Raw genomic sequence first — 15,193 nt, 5'->3', positions numbered from 1 at the left:
TTGTAAATAGGGCGTTCGCTAAAACTTTCTGAGCTCGGTCCATGCCATGGGGACAGCCACAAACAGTGACAGTACATCTGCGCAGGCCTGTGCCATCTCAACTCCTGTGATACCCAGAAACTGCGGAAGGATCAGGATAAGCGGAATGAAACAATAGCCATTTCTGGCAGATGCCGTGATACTGGCTTTCACGCCCTTTCCTATGGACTGAAGCATCATATTGCTGATGACGATGGCTCCTGAAAGGGGCTGCGCCAGAGCCATGAATCTCAGGGCCTTGACTCCAACTTCCACCGCTGCGGGGTCTTTGGAGAAAAGAGCTATGATGGAAGGCGCAAATACGAAACAGATAATTCCAACGATTATCAGGAACACTGTGGATACCTTCACGCAGAAAGAGAAGCCCTCTTTTACCCTCTTTGTAAGGCCTGCTCCGTAGTTAAAGGAGCACATGGGCTGATAACCCTGACCGAATCCGATAAGGGCAGATCCCATCATAAGGAAAATTCTTCCTGCAACAGACATTCCTGCAATTGCGGCGTCGTAGCCAATAGCTCCCGCCGTCCTGTTAAGCAGAAGGGTTGAAATAGCAGCAAGTCCCTGCCTGAAAAGAGAGGGTGCACCGCCGTTTACCACCTCGAGAATGTAATGCCCGTTTATGTGAACGTTGGAGAGGCTCATCTTGATGTTCTCTCCCTTGCTTGTTCCTATAAGAAGAACAATGAAGCTGGTAAACTGTCCCATCACCGTTGCAATGGCCGCACCTCTGACCTCCATGTGAAATACCATGATAAGAAGCGGATCCAGTATCATGTTCATTACAGCGCCGCACATAAGGCCAACCATAGCGTAGACAGCGCTTCCCTGGAACCTGAGCTGGTTATTGATAACGAACTGGGCCATCATGAATGGCGCTCCAAAGAGGATGATCCTCATGTAGTCCTTGGTAAACTGCATGGTTGTAGGGGTTGCTCCAAGGAAATCCGCTATGGGCTCCACAAAGATATTTCCCACCACAGCAAACAGGATTCCCACAATAAGGGCCATGGCAAATCCCGTGGATGCCATCTCATTGGCCTCTTTGTGGTTACCTGCCCCAAGCATTCTTGAAAGGTAGTTGCCTGAGCCGTGGCCAAAGAAAAAGCCAAAGGCCTGGATTATTGCCATCACAGTAAACACCAGTCCTACCGAAGCAGTGGCTGCTGTATTTACCGCCGGATCACTTGAAACCCTTGCCACAAAAAAAGTGTCCGCTGTATTATAGATCGCCGTAACCATCATGCTGATGATCGTGGGCACCGAAAGCGAAAGTATCAGCTTCGGTACCGGCGTGGTTGTCATATATTCTCTTCTGTTTCCTGCCTGTGCCATTAATTAGTTTACTCTCTCTCTTTATTTATTCTCTGAATCTACCTCTTTGAAGGAAGGGAAGTTCATTATCATTTCCAGATATGCTCCGCATATCAGCTGCTCCTCTTCGGACTCCTCAGGATCATCGGGCTTTTGGTACTCCTTTAGTCCGTCTTCTCCCAGATACTTAGCTACTATATGCTCCTTAAAGGCATCCTTCTTAAAATCGAACATATCATAGTTATCCTTAAGCCACTTGGGGCTGCATCCAACGATCTTTTGACCTGATTTCAGGAACACCCCGCTCATTTCGTCTAAAACGTCCTGATTGCAGCTTATCATTATCTCATACCAGACAATATTAACAGGGTCATAAAACCAGTCTTCTAAATCCTCCGCCTCCCACAGGTCAAGACCCACCTCATATTCTTTATGATAATCTTTCCAGGACCCGAGCCAGCTTTGGCTATGCCTTGCTATATAGGTGAGCATTTTATGCAGATTATCTCTTATCGTCTTTTTACTGTCTTTGCCATAACAATAGAAATACGCAAGCAAAAGGCGGCGGAACGACTCAGATTCTTTTTCCGCAAATTCCTTCCAACCTGTCTTTTCTACGTCATTATTCTCAAACGCCTCACGAACAGCCCGGGAAAACTCCATAGTGGAATCAAATTCTCTGTCATCTGCAAATACAAGTTTTTCGTCATCTATAATGATCCTGGAATCGTTCATATACCTGCGCCTCCTATTATACTTAGCACACACAATTATAACATACAACCTTTAACGGTCCCTAGGGACGGATCATGGGACCATTTTATGAACCCCAGGGACCATTCAGTTGTGCTATAATGGGTAGAGTTTAGAAAGGAGTGACATTCTGCCATGGAGAATATCGGAATAGTTTTCGGGTGCTTCATACCTCTTCACAAAGGTCATGAATCCCTTATAAAAAGAGCTCTTGCGGAAAACGACCGTATGATCATCGCCGTGTGCGGTTATCAGGAAGATCGGGGCAAGGACTTCCTTCCCTTTACCGTAAGATACAAACTGGTAAAAGAGATGTTCCGTGACAACCAAAGGGTCACTGTAGGGATCATCGACGACAAGAAGATCGGTCTCGATGGCACCTTCACCCATGAGAACTGGGTGGCCTGGGGGAATGAGCTCTTTTCATCGGCAGGGATCGATCCTGATTCCGCCCATTTCAACTGGTATACCGGCGAGCCCTCCTATGTGGAGAAGCTCAGCGTCATCTATCCGGATCACGAATTCCACCTGGTGGACAGGCAGGTGATCAAGATGAGCGGCACTGAGATTCGCAGCGCTCCGGGAGTTCACGCCGACGATATTACCAGAGTATTTAAAGACTACCTGCGTAAGACAGGCAAACTTGAGGAGAATCCTATGAATCCAATTATTGACAGCTTACTTGAAACAGATCTCTACAAATTTTCCATGGGTCAGGCCATCTACCATAACTTCCCTGACTACACCACCACCTGGACCTTCAGATGCAGGAACAAGGACGTCAAGTTCACACCTGAGATGGTGGAAGAGATCAAGAGACAGATCTACCTTTACTGTGACCTCAACTTCACCGAAGATGAACTGAACTACCTTAAGTCCATCACCTGGTTTAAAAAATCCTACGTTGACTTCCTTCGTCTGTGGCATCCCCGCTATGAGGATTTCACCATAACAACAGACGCTGAGTGCGGCCTTGCCATCGAGACAAACGGAACCTGGCTCAACACCTCAATGTATGAGATCCCCACTCTGGCCATCGTCAACGAAGTTTACTTCAGAATGAATTATGATTATGACGAGCTGTTTGAATCCTTTGAACAGAAGCTGGATGAAAAGATAGCTCTTTTGACCGACGGAACATATAAACTTGGCGCCTTCAGTGAGTTCGGACTCCGCAGAAGACTCTCCGCAGAGGCTCAGGAGCTGGCTGTAATGAAGCTCAAGAATGCAAAACTTGACGGATCCGTATTTGTCGGCACTTCAAACGTTCTTTTGGCCAAAAAACTTGGCGTAAACCCTGTTGGCACCATGGCCCACGAGTGGATCATGTGCGTAGGCCAGGGCAACCACAAGCACAACCCCGCCTACTCCAACTGGTACGCTCTTGATTACTGGGTAAAAGAATTCGGAATCCTGAACGGAACCGCTCTTACGGACGCCATCACCACGGACTGCTTCCTGCGTGACTTCCAGCTGACATTCTCAACTCTTTTCTCAGGTGTAAGACACGACAGCGGAGATCCCATCGAGTGGGGCGAGAAGATGATCGAGCACTACAAGAGCCTCGGCATCGATCCTACCACCAAGACACTGCTGTTCTCTGACAGCCTTGATTTCAAGCGTGCCAACGACATCAACGCACACTTTGCCGGCAGAGCAAAGGTAGCCTTCGGAATCGGTACCTACATTGCCAACGACACCAAGGTTCCCGCACTTAACATCGTTATGAAGACCACTCGCTGCAACGGACAGGACGTAGCAAAGATCTCCGACGTTGAAGGCAAGGGAATGTGCAAGAACCCCAACTACGTAGATTACCTCCAGAGGTGCATCGACTGGAGAATGGAGAACGAGGAGCAGAGCACGAGGTGAGGTATTGACGAACCCGTGCGAGCCCTGGGTGAACACTTGGCGAGGTTTCATCGAGCCTAGTGAGAATCCCTGGAGCAGAGCACCAAGTGAGGTATTTTCGAACTCGGTGCGAGCCCTGGGTGAACACTTGGCGAGGTTTTTTCGAGCCTAGTGAGAATCCCTGGAGCAGAGCACGAGGTGAGGTATTGACGAACCCGTGCGAGCCCTGGGTGAACACTTGGCGAGGTTTCATCGAGCCTAGTGAGAATCCCTGGAGCAGAGCACGAGGTGAGAGGAGAATCTAATGATTGATCTAGAAAACTTTAACGCCAACGAACACATCGACAACATCACCGCCTGGATCCGCGAGTGGTTTGACAACAACGGTCCCAAGGCAAGCGCCGTAATCGGAATTTCCGGAGGCAAGGATTCCACCATCGTGGCAGCCCTCCTTGTACGGGCTCTGGGAAAAGAACGTGTGGTGGGAGTCATGATGCCCAACGGCGAGCAGAAAGACATCTCAGATTCCAGAAAAGTTGTGGAGTATCTGGGTATACAGAATTACACGGTAAATATCAAGGAAGCCTTTGACGGAGAGATGAATGCTCTTAAGGCCGCAGGCGTTGAGCCCGGCAATGATGCCATCATCAATACTCCTCCAAGGCTCAGGATGACTACACTTTATGCCATCGCCCAGTCCCTTCCAAACGGCGGCAGAGTTGCAAATACCTGCAACCGCTCCGAGGACTATGTGGGCTACTCCACCAAGTACGGCGATGCAGCCGGAGACTTCAGTCCCTGCTCGGATTTCCTTGTAAATGAGATGCTTCGCATCGGTGACGCCCTGGGACTTCCTTCAGAGCTCATCCACAAGACCCCTTCAGATGGTCTTTCAGGAATGTCCGATGAGGATAAGCTTGGATTTACCTATGACATGCTTGATAAGTATGTTCTTACCGGTGTTTGTGAGGATGAAGCCATCAAAGAGAAGATTGACAGACTTCACAGGCTTAACCTGCACAAACTGCAGACCATACCTATGTACCACAAGTAAATAAGGATCAAAATGGTCCCATGACTCCGTCCCCGGGTACCTCCGGAGAATCAGAGTTTTTTCACAACATAAATAAAGCTGTCGATGTGATTATCCCCAACGCCTTACTTCAGGGGTGACTCGCTTCGACAGCTTTTTCTATTGTCTAATCTGCAAATGTGCTTTCAAAAATGCCGGAAATAATACTATCGCCTGTCTATTTGGGCTTTGGTATTACAAAAGTAATACTATGGCGGGTATATAGGCGGACTGGTATTACCGACACCGCTAAAACTCGCCATATCCGCCGGAAAAGGGCTCAGAAATAATACCAAAGCCCATATATATGCTGCGTAGTATTATTTCAGCGCATTGGCGATATCCGCGATCAAGTCCTCCTTGTCCTCGAGGCCGCAGGACATACGTACAAGACCAGCAGGAATTCCGGCTGCAGCAAGCTGCTCATCGGTCATCTGGCGATGAGTTGAAGTTGCGGGATTCAGGCAGCAGGTTCTGGCATCGGCCACATGAGTCTCGATAGCAGCAAGGCGAAGCTTCTTCATGAAGCTCTCTGCAGCTGCTCTTCCGCCCTTAAGCTCGAAGGATACTACGCCGCATCCGCCGTTAGGCATGTACTTCTTTGCCAGCTCGTGATAAGGATCACTCTCAAGTCCGGGATAATTCACCTTTACAACTTCAGGCTGCTCCTGAAGGAACTTCGCAACAGCAAGTCCGTTCTCAACGTGCTTAGGCATGCGAACATGAAGGGACTCAAGTCCCAGGTTAAGAATAAAGGCATTCTGAGGAGACTGGATACATCCAAAGTCACGCATAAGCTGCGCTGTTGCCTTGGTGATAAATGCGCCCTCTTTGCCGAATTTCTCAGCATAAACAATGCCGTGATAGGACTCGTCGGGTGTTGTAAGACCCGGGAACTTATCGGCATGAGCCATCCAGTCAAACTTGCCGGAATCAACGATCGCCCCACCAACAGCGGCTCCGTGTCCGTCCATGTATTTGGTGGTTGAATGAGTAACGATATCAGCTCCCCACTCGATGGGTCTGCAATTTACAGGTGTAGGGAAGGTATTGTCTACGATAAGCGGCACGCCGTGTCTGTGTGCTGCTGCCGCAAATGCTTCTATATCAAGTACAGTCAGGGCAGGATTTGCAATGGTCTCGCCGAATACAGCCCTTGTGTTGTCCTTAAATGCCGCATCCAGTTCCTCCTGTGATGCATTGGGATCCACGAAAGTAACCTCGATCCCCATTTTTGCCATAGTCACTGCGATGAGGTTGAATGTTCCGCCGTAGATCGATGATGATGCCACAATGTGGCTTCCTGCCTCACATATATTGAACAGGGCAAAAAAGTTTGCGGCCTGTCCGGAAGATGTGAGCATACCGGCAGTTCCCCCTTCAAGAGCGGCAATCTTGGCAGCAACATGGTCGTTGGTGGGATTCTGAAGTCTGGTATAGAAATATCCGCTGGCCTCCAGATCAAAGAGCTTACCCATATCCTCACTGGTGTCATATTTAAAAGTAGTTGACTGGATTATGGGTATCTGCCTGGGCTCACCGTTGCCCGGGGTATATCCGGCCTGTACACATCTTGTTCCGATTCCCTGCTGATTCATTTTTTGTCCTCCATAAGCTAATTCTTTTCCATCAAAAGACCTGTGACTGGTCTTCACCACATTACTGTATTATACTAATATTAAGTATTAATAGCAAAAACATAGTTCTTTTCAGGAATACTCTTTTCAGAGCGAGGTTGATACATATGTCGGGAAGCAATGATTTCGTTTTCTCTCCATACGGTACAAATTCTTTGGAAACTGACTATTTAACCATTATAATAGCCGCTATTCTTATCCTAATAGCCTTTGCTTTCACCAAACTTGCATTCTGGCTTATCCGCAAGCGAAATGACAGCATTCACATTCAGTTCTCGGAAAAGTTATGCTACGTTCTTCTTACAATAATAGGTCTCATAGTGACCTTTGACTCCAGCGGTGCTACCAAAACTCTCCTTCAGGGAACTGCCATATTGACAGCGATAGTAGGTTTTGCCGCGCAGGATTCCATTAAGGACATTATTTCCGGATTTCTAATCTCCATGTACAGGCCCTTTAACACCGGGGACAGGATAGAGCTGGAATCCGGCATAAGCGGAGTTGTTGAGCAGCTCACCCTCGGACACGTTATCCTCAGAGACTACGGCGGAATGAGGATTCTGGTCCCCAACAGCCGGATCAACACCATGTATGTTAAGAACTACAGTGTAAACAACGGAGTCTGCTCAATACATCTCACCTTCCCAGTGAGCTACAATTCAGACGTTCAGAAGGTAAAAGAAGTAATACAGCAGGCCATAGTCTCAAGTTCCTATACTCTTCCCGCTGTTTCCAAAAACGGAGAGCATCGCTACAGCGACGTATTGTTTCTGGAAATGGCCGACAGTGCACTTCTTTTTAAGACCTGCATCTATTATCAGGCAAATGGTGCAACAGCCCTGGAAGTCAGAGATGATGTCACTTCCAAAGTCTGGGATGCACTTGCAGAGAACGGAATCGAAATTCCATACAACTACCTGAACGTGGTCATGAAAGAGGGAAAACAAGCATAAAGAAGCGAGGCGTCAATTGCCTCGCTTTTTTAGTTCCGTCCATCCCTGGGGATAATCCGTATCTCCCGCAGGTGCCACATAGAAGTCATCGCCGTTCTGGTATACCCCATCTGCCATTATGCTGGCAGAAAAGCTTCCTCCATCCTCCGTGGTGTAAGTATCAGTTTCTTTTATCACTTCAGTCCATTTTGAATTGGGATCAACCTGAGTCTGCTGCGCAACCTCCGATTTAAGATGCTGTTCCACCCAGTATGCTGTGATCTCCTCAAGCAGTTCCAGATTATTCTTCGTAACTATCTCATTGAGTTCCGCGCCCCAGGCAGCCTTCAGCTTTATAAAGTCTTCATGGAAATAGCTGTTGGCAAATACCGTCTCGAACACTTCTCTGTTCTCATCCAGGAGTTCCTGAGTAGGAGCTGCCATATAGCAGATGTAGCAGTTCTCCCAGGTGGTCTGATAGTAGTCGACGGTGGCATCATGTAGGACCACGTTGATACCGTCTCCGGCACTCAGAACATCAAGATAGATGGTCTCACCATTGATGTTTCCTTTGTATCTTGCATCCAGCATTGTAGCCGTCCACCCCTGAGGTTCCACAGTCATATTTGTAGCCACTGAATATAACTCTTCCGTAAGTTTCATTCCTTCGTTATAGGCGTTCTCCACATTGCCTGCAAAGGCGTTATATGTAGCCGGATCAATGTCTCTTTTCTCCAGAAGCTCCATAGAAAGTCCCCTTTTCCCAAGGTATATGGGGACAAATTCCTCTGCAGTCCTGTAGGCCATTGAGGTCTCCCTCTGTGATCTTATCACCTCATCATCTCCGTACTGCTGTACCTTCGTGCCGGCCGTGGCGCCCCAGGTCATTATCTGATAATTCCAGATAAAATTCTGACTGCTGAATCCCGCAATAACCAGATTCTGATCAGGGGATGCTATGGTGAATGCCGCCAGAATGGGATTTACCTTGCTCTGGTTGCTCCAGTCAACGGTAACAAAAGCCTGCCATCCGTTAGGTACCATTACATTGGCCACATTCAGGTTGTTGGCTTCATCCTTGAGGGTCTGGGTCCCGTAGAAGGTTCCGGAAAAATCACCGACCCTGACTGCAGACATGGGAATCGGCTCGCTGCTGCCCCCGGAAGGCTCAGATGCCGGAGGGGACACAGGTGTAGTGGTGGTAGTCTCCCTTGAGTCCCGGTCACCGGATTTTCCGCCTGCAAATGCAGATTCATCAGCATCCGTACTATAGCCTTCGTCCAGGGAGTAGCTGCCATATTCTGCTCTGCCGCAGGCACTGACCACTATCATGGCAAAAGAGATGAGAACTGTCACTACTTCTTTTCTATGCTTCATCATATTTCTTCCAACCTTGTTCATTATTGTGAAACCATAAAGGAATACATGATCTCGTATGCCAGAGTATTGTACAATTCGGCATTGCTTCCCTCATAGTCGTAATAGATGGTGTAGATATATCCGTTATTGTCTGCTGTTGCCCAAAGAGTGTCTCCCCAGGTTCCGTCGTGGAGAGTCTGGGTACCTTCGAACTTAAAGTATGCTCCGTCTATGCTGTAGAAGGAAGGATTTCCTCCATTGCTCTTTACTCCATCGGTATAGGCGGTGATGAAATCCTTGGCTGTGGTTATCCCCTGGTCATGGTAGTCATTCTTGGCTACAAATATTGCCACATTGGATTCGCTGCCCATTCCTTTGGGATAGACCTGGACACTGCCCTGCTCATAGGTCACATTCTCTATTAGGGTGGATTCTGCCATAAATCCAAAGCTATAATCAGGAGCAGTGATCTGCTGGAAGTCTCCGGTCCCCTGAAGGTCTTCGCCGGTCTCTTCATCGCCGAAATCTCCCATATCTATTTCGCTGCCCTCGTCTCCGGGATCTCCGGGCATGATGACGCCATCGTCCTCCCCGGTATCTTCTATATCTTCTGACTCTTCTCCATCAGCCACGTCGATCTGAGTTTCATCTCCTCCAAAGGTCCCTGTTCCGCTGCTTCCTGCAAGAGCCGCATAGGCGCCATCATCCGGCCGAAGACTCTCAACAATTGCTTTAAGGGCCAGATCTTCACTTCCCTCTGAATAACTCTTAACGGTGTAGATGATGGTTCTGTTCTTGTACTGCTCTATATATCTGTCTATCACCTGATCCGCCCCATCAACAAACACAGAGCTTCTCATCATGTACAGGGTCTTGTCTGTTATATCCACCTTGTTGATATTGGATACGTTAGCGTCACTGAAATCCTTCAAAAGAGTCTTCTTATAATCCTTAAAGTATGCATCAGTCTTAACGCTGCCTTTTTTGTTTTCAATCTGAATATACGGAATTCCCTGGTTTCCTGAGGTGTAGACATACACACCCTTTGCCCCGTTGTCCCTTATCTGGGCAGAAGAAGGATACAGGAAGGAAATATCCAGCTTATCGGAAGAAAATGCCTCGTACCCGGCGATGGCTGTCTGAGTGACAGGTGCTTTTTCCGGATCGTTATACTTAACGCCTCCTCTTGTAGCCACAACAACCGCAATAATGACAATTATAAGAACGGCGCCGGCGATTGCTCCGATAACAGGCTTACTAATGGGAAGCCCCGTCTTCACAGCAGGTGCTGCCGGTTGCGGCGCTGGCTGTGGTGCCGGTTGCGGCGCTGGCTGTGGTCCCGGTTGCGGCGTAGGCTGTGGAGCCGGTTGCGGTGTAGGCTGCGGTGTTGGCTGTGAAGTCGGCTGTGGCGCTGGCTCAGGCGCAGGCTGAGGTGTCGACTCAGGTGCCGTCTGTGGAGTCGGTTGTGGTGTCGGCTCAGGCGCTGGCTGAGGTGTCGGCTCAGATGCTGCCTGTACCCCCGCTACAGGGGTTCCGCAGTTGGTACAGAATTTAGCTCCTTCAGGTATCTCTTTTCCGCAATTAGCACAGAACATATTGTTATCCTCCTATCATCAGGCATCCGGAAGCGTAAGCAGCTTTCCATTGGTTATGGTGACCACCGCTGCATTCCTGCCGTTGTTATATTCCCAACCGCTGCTTCCGAATACATAATCTCCGGATTGATTGGACTGGGTATTTATGGCCTGTATATTGAACAGATAATTGCCTTCGGGAAGTGCAATGGAAATGATCCCGTTCTTATCAGGGAAGGAAAAGCCAAGGAATTTGCCTCCGGTATCGTAGACCAGCAGCCTGAACAGCACGTTTTCATAGCCATAGTTAACTACCTTGATCTCAGCTTTTCCGCAGCCCTGCGGGATCTCCTCCTCGAGCTGCTGCCTGGTCTTATCACTAAGAACCCCCACCTGGGTAAAGGCTTTTGTAATAATGTCCTCATATTGGTCATAGCCGTTTGCTCTTGCACTGTAGATCAGAGCCGCATATATGTCCTCGTAGCTGTTTGCCGGAGTAAGAACCTGCATAGAGGTGTAGTACAGGTCAAACATAGTATCAAGGCTCATACCGGCCTGATATATGAGAACGGCTGCCAGATTCGGAATTCCTGAGTTTATGTGAACTCCACCGGTGTCGTTAAAGTTCTGATTGGGAACTTCGACATTTCTTATGTAGTAGGCTCCTCCTATCCTGTCAGGCTGATGGTACTCAATGGGATTAGACATATTTCTGTTGGTCTCACCGCTCATCTCTGCTGACAGCCACTGTTTATCGGACGTCCTGTTATACATATATTCGATGATATTTCCCATTACATCTGAATACGATTCATTGATGGCTCCCGCATCATTCATATAGTTATTGCCAAGGATACAGGATTCTGTCACAGCGTGAGTGTACTCATGACCCACAACATCAAGGTCATAGCTGATATCCAGAACCTCACAATAGCAGAAGGTGAACCAGCCGAAGTACTTGGCCATGTAGCAGGCATTCTCTATTCCCTCCTGATTTTGATTGCAGTACTTCCTAAGAAGCAGGATCGGTGTAGAAAAACCGTCCGGTGATTTTATTCCTATAGCCTTATAGGCATCATAGGCACACTCGTAGTTGTACATCGCGGCTATATCTCTTTCGTCCCAGGTATTATCCTTGCTTTTAAGGAAAGTAAGAGTGGCTCCCTTATACAGGAAGTCGTAGCAGTCAGCCACAGCGATCTTTCTTTCAAGATCCATCATGTAGTACATTCCGTCGTTTGGGTTATAGGCCACATTAATGGTCACATCAAGGTTTCCGCCATTCAGGAAATTGACGCTCCCGCTCCAGGTGGTTGCCTGCATTCCCTTGAAGTAGTCGTCATTGTTGTAATACGAGGTGTCGGCTTCAACTCCCAGAGTGGCAGTCGGCAGATACCAGAACAGGTTCTTTCCGTCCTTACTGAAGTAAACAGCTATGTACCTCATGGCCTCAAAACTTTCATCTATTAGAGGATTATCCTTGAAGAAAACATAGCAGTTCTCGATAGTCTCAGTGGCGGCGACCCATATTTTGGCTTCTGCTGTAGCCTCGGGATAGTAATGGGCACCAGGCTCATCCATTTCAATGACCTTCGCCAGGACCTCTTCCTTGGAAAGAGGTGTGCCCTGTATGGATTCTCCCAGTGCTGTTGTAAACGATGAGGAAACTGCGCAGGGATACCCTTCAGGATCTATAACTATGTGGAGCGTTGCGTTAAAGATAGTGGACTGCCCGTCTCTTTGCTGATAGGCGATGTAGGTGTATTTGGCTCCGTCCTGGCCCATATCGGAACAGAAGAACTCTGTCCCCTCCTGCAGTCCCAAAAGATCAGCAATCCCGTTCAGTGATTCTATGGCATCTTCCGCAGTCACCATTTCTCCCGGAACGACCTTTATCTTTTTGTTGTAATATCTTCCTACCAGTGTGGACACATAGCCGTTGTTGGAGCGGACAATAATGGCCTTGTTGTTATTCATGGCCTGGATATCGGCTTCAGTCAGCTGTTTACCCTCGACAGGTCCGTCATTTACGACAAAAGAGCCATCATCTTCATCCGAGGTTCCGAAGATAGAGTCCTCTTCTTCATGGTCTGCGTATTCATCCTCCTCATCTGCAGAGGCAGTGCTGTCTCCAAATACGCTTCCGCTCCCGGAACTCTCAGAACCGGTAGTTGTTTCTGTACCAAATACAGAATCCGAAGCTTTGTTCTCGCCCAGGCTATAGCTGTCATATTCCTTTTCACCGCATCCGGCAAATATGGAGGAGAGCATAAGAACAGACAGGCAAACAGCTAAAACCGATTTTCTTTTTGACATAGTGCTCGATATCTCCTTTTCCAACATTTATTCTTCTGCTTTTTCATAGAAGCATGTATACACTGTGGACTCACCTTCTCCACTTATGACTGCCATTATCCCATCACCGGCCTTTGTAAAACGGCATATAAAATGATCGTATGTCTGATCTTCCAGCTCGTTGTCGGCATCAATTATGTAATACCATCCGTTATTATTGGTATCCTCATACATAGACTCCTCAACAAGTGTATATTCTCCTTCTTTTACAAAGTATTGAATGTACTCAAACGAAAACTGGAATTTAACTTTGTTTCCCCCTGAGAATTCAAAATAAGACAACCCCGGCATGGCCAGGTCCACCTCGGGGTCAGAGCTCATTTCCCCGTAGGTCATTCTCCACCTGCCGGAAAAAGCCACAGGTTCCTCAGTTTCGTTGACCCGGGGTATTTTTTCCGATATTTGAAGTGATATTTCATTCCCCGCATCTTGCGAAGCCTCATCGGACGCTTCCTGTCCGCATCCTGTAACAACAGAAACTATCAGCAGTAATGCCAAATTTACACAGAGTGTTTTTCTCACAGGTACACCTCTTTTTTGTAACAAAAAACCACAATACTATTTTACAAAAATGCGTATTGTAAAAAGAGGTCACACATGTGCCAAACACCCGTAAAGCTTAAACATTTAGAAAACAATAAATAAAAAAAGAATGAAGTCAGAAAATGACTTCATTCTTTCTTATCCGTAATATATATCACGAGATATTCTATCAGGCATTAAGTTGACTCATCATGGTATCGTGGTAGATCTGATACAGTCCAACGCGGCTCTTCGCCCCGGTTTTTCCGTACAAAGTTGCCACATGACGCTGATATACGCGCCTTGATATATACATTTCATCCGATATCTCCTGTCCTGAATCTTCGGTAAGGACAAGTTTTCTGAAAATCTCCTTTTCTCTGTCTGTAAAATCGTATTTCCCCGCAATGATCTCAAAGGCATCATCTTCAGTAACCTTGACTTCTGTCATATCTTCCTTTTCCAAAGAAAGCTCCGATTCCTCGGATTCTCTTGCCGGTTCTGTCTCCTTTGGCTTTGGTATAACTCCGCTCACAAGTAAGGCCACAGCCATCAAAGATACTGACAGGATACTGATGATCATTACAGCGCTCTCGGACATGCTCTCCCATGGAAGCAGCGCAGAAATGACTCCAAAACTTCCGTCTATCACTCTTCCCATGCTGGCATTTAAAGCCGGTCTTTTTGTGTATGGCGCTATACTCCAGAAAATAATGTACATATAGCAGATCACCATGCCTACAAAGGTGTAAAAGATGCACATATTCAGTGTGCTTCCGGGATTTTCCGCAAATAAAACAGGATTTATCAACATCCACAGGGACATTGCAAAGCATGTTACATTCGCAATCCTTATCCCGCCAAAGTCAAAGGCCATTCCAAGGATACAATAGCCCAGTATCACAAAGATCCTCGGCCAGGAATAGGGTGTGATGGACGCCCCCGGATTCTTTACTATCATAAGAAGCAATCTGCTGTCATAGGATTGAGCTAAAATGATAAGAAGCAAAAGCACGATTATTGAGTAATTAAATCTTTTATTAATATATCTGCAATTATCTGAATTTACCTGGCATTTGTCCTGTGATACCGCACTGGGAATCACCCGGTTTTCATTCCCGGTTTCCCATTTTAGGAAAGCATATACAATAACAGTAGTTATGGTTATCAGTGTAAGAACTAACACCCCGTTGTCCAGAAGAATCTGAAAGATATACTGGGCCAAAAAGGCAATGGCTGCACCCAGAGTGACGATCCGTCCTGTTTCTTTTCCTGGGGCCAGGCTATATGACAGGTAGTAATTTACCCCCGCACCTATGATACCCATTGCAAGAAACATCACCGGAGCCATTATCCCGTAGGATATCCATCCTCCATTGAGCATATATACAAAAAAACAGATAAGATAAGCAGCGCAGGCCAGCGATAGCACTATCCATCCGGCGGTGTTGTTGATCCTGTCCCACAAAAAACCGAATACCAACAGCCCCGCCACCAGTAGCAGTTGATCGGCATAGTAATAGACGACCCTCTGGGTTTCAGCCAGAATTCCCGCTGAATCCCTGTTGGCCCCGGAAGCGGTTGTGATATACATAAAAAGATATGCAGCAAATATAAGTGCCGCATAGATCCTTGGATCAATCCGATTTGCCCGGGTATTCATGTCCTTCAATGCCATTCCTCCCTGGTAAGAAAGAAAAAAATTGGTACACCACATATATGTTTATGGTGTACCAATTAATTTTATCACATTTTAATGCCACGGTTTAATTCATATTATCCGATTTC

The 15,193-nt window shown here is 47.3% G+C and carries 11 protein-coding genes and 2 pseudogenes; 4 read left to right on the top strand and 9 right to left on the bottom strand.

Annotated elements, in window-relative coordinates:
* Positions 1-18 precede the first annotated feature (18 nt).
* Positions 19-1,371, bottom strand: a complete 1,353-nt coding sequence (locus tag T456_RS0103950) for an MATE family efflux transporter (protein WP_024865013.1) — start codon at positions 1,369-1,371, stop codon at positions 19-21.
* A gap of 21 nt (positions 1,372-1,392) precedes the next feature.
* Positions 1,393-2,085, bottom strand: a complete 693-nt coding sequence (locus tag T456_RS0103945; RefSeq protein WP_024865012.1) for a hypothetical protein — start codon at positions 2,083-2,085, stop codon at positions 1,393-1,395.
* 153 nt (positions 2,086-2,238) lie between these two features.
* Between T456_RS0103945 and T456_RS24035 the strand changes: the two are divergent.
* The 3 genes and pseudogenes from T456_RS24035 to nadE all read left to right on the top strand — a co-directional run.
* Positions 2,239-2,664: pseudogene (locus T456_RS24035) on the top strand (adenylyltransferase/cytidyltransferase family protein); the annotation flags it as partial.
* Between the two features lie 96 nt (positions 2,665-2,760).
* Positions 2,761-3,975 (top strand): nicotinate phosphoribosyltransferase, encoded by a 1,215-nt coding sequence (pncB, locus tag T456_RS0103940; RefSeq protein WP_024865011.1) that lies wholly within the window; start codon positions 2,761-2,763, stop codon positions 3,973-3,975.
* Between the two features lie 283 nt (positions 3,976-4,258).
* Positions 4,259-5,008, top strand: a complete 750-nt coding sequence (gene nadE / locus T456_RS0103935) for an NAD(+) synthase (RefSeq protein WP_024865010.1) — start codon at positions 4,259-4,261, stop codon at positions 5,006-5,008.
* 338 nt (positions 5,009-5,346) lie between these two features.
* On the opposite strand, the gene T456_RS0103930 is transcribed toward nadE, so the two are convergent.
* The gene (locus T456_RS0103930) at positions 5,347-6,624 is read right to left on the bottom strand and encodes an O-acetylhomoserine aminocarboxypropyltransferase/cysteine synthase family protein (RefSeq protein WP_024865009.1); all 1,278 of its coding nucleotides are present in this window, start codon (positions 6,622-6,624) and stop codon (positions 5,347-5,349) included.
* Between the two features lie 146 nt (positions 6,625-6,770).
* On the opposite strand from T456_RS0103930, the gene T456_RS0103925 reads away from it, so the two are divergent.
* Positions 6,771-7,616 carry a mechanosensitive ion channel family protein gene (locus tag T456_RS0103925; protein WP_024865008.1) on the top strand — a complete coding sequence of 282 codons (846 nt, stop codon included), beginning with the start codon at positions 6,771-6,773 and terminating at the stop codon, positions 7,614-7,616.
* Positions 7,617-7,628: 12 nt separating this feature from the next.
* Here T456_RS0103925 and T456_RS0103920 read toward each other — a convergent pair whose 3' ends face one another.
* The 6 genes and pseudogenes from T456_RS0103920 to T456_RS0103900 form a co-directional block, all read right to left on the bottom strand.
* The gene (locus tag T456_RS0103920; RefSeq protein ID WP_155838016.1) at positions 7,629-8,975 is read right to left on the bottom strand and encodes a hypothetical protein; all 1,347 of its coding nucleotides are present in this window, start codon (positions 8,973-8,975) and stop codon (positions 7,629-7,631) included.
* A 20-nt stretch (positions 8,976-8,995) separates the two neighbouring features.
* Complete coding sequence (locus T456_RS0103915) at positions 8,996-10,234, bottom strand: hypothetical protein (protein WP_051464966.1); 1,239 nt, start codon at positions 10,232-10,234, stop codon at positions 8,996-8,998.
* A 249-nt stretch (positions 10,235-10,483) separates the two neighbouring features.
* Positions 10,484-10,549: pseudogene (locus tag T456_RS24290) on the bottom strand (zinc-ribbon domain-containing protein); the annotation flags it as partial.
* Between the two features lie 18 nt (positions 10,550-10,567).
* Positions 10,568-12,844 (bottom strand): M4 family metallopeptidase, encoded by a 2,277-nt coding sequence (locus tag T456_RS0103910; protein ID WP_024865005.1) that lies wholly within the window; start codon positions 12,842-12,844, stop codon positions 10,568-10,570.
* A 27-nt stretch (positions 12,845-12,871) separates the two neighbouring features.
* Entirely contained in the window at positions 12,872-13,405 is a 534-nt protein-coding gene (locus T456_RS0103905; RefSeq protein ID WP_024865004.1) for a hypothetical protein, read from the bottom strand.
* Between the two features lie 190 nt (positions 13,406-13,595).
* Positions 13,596-15,077 carry a hypothetical protein gene (locus T456_RS0103900; RefSeq protein WP_024865003.1) on the bottom strand — a complete coding sequence of 494 codons (1,482 nt, stop codon included), beginning with the start codon at positions 15,075-15,077 and terminating at the stop codon, positions 13,596-13,598.
* Positions 15,078-15,193 lie beyond the last annotated feature (116 nt).

Origin of the sequence: Butyrivibrio sp. FCS014, from assembly GCF_000526935.1 — a bacterium.
In the GTDB taxonomy this organism is placed as follows: domain Bacteria; phylum Bacillota; class Clostridia; order Lachnospirales; family Lachnospiraceae; genus Butyrivibrio.
This window is presented reverse-complemented; position numbering and strand designations above follow the sequence as displayed.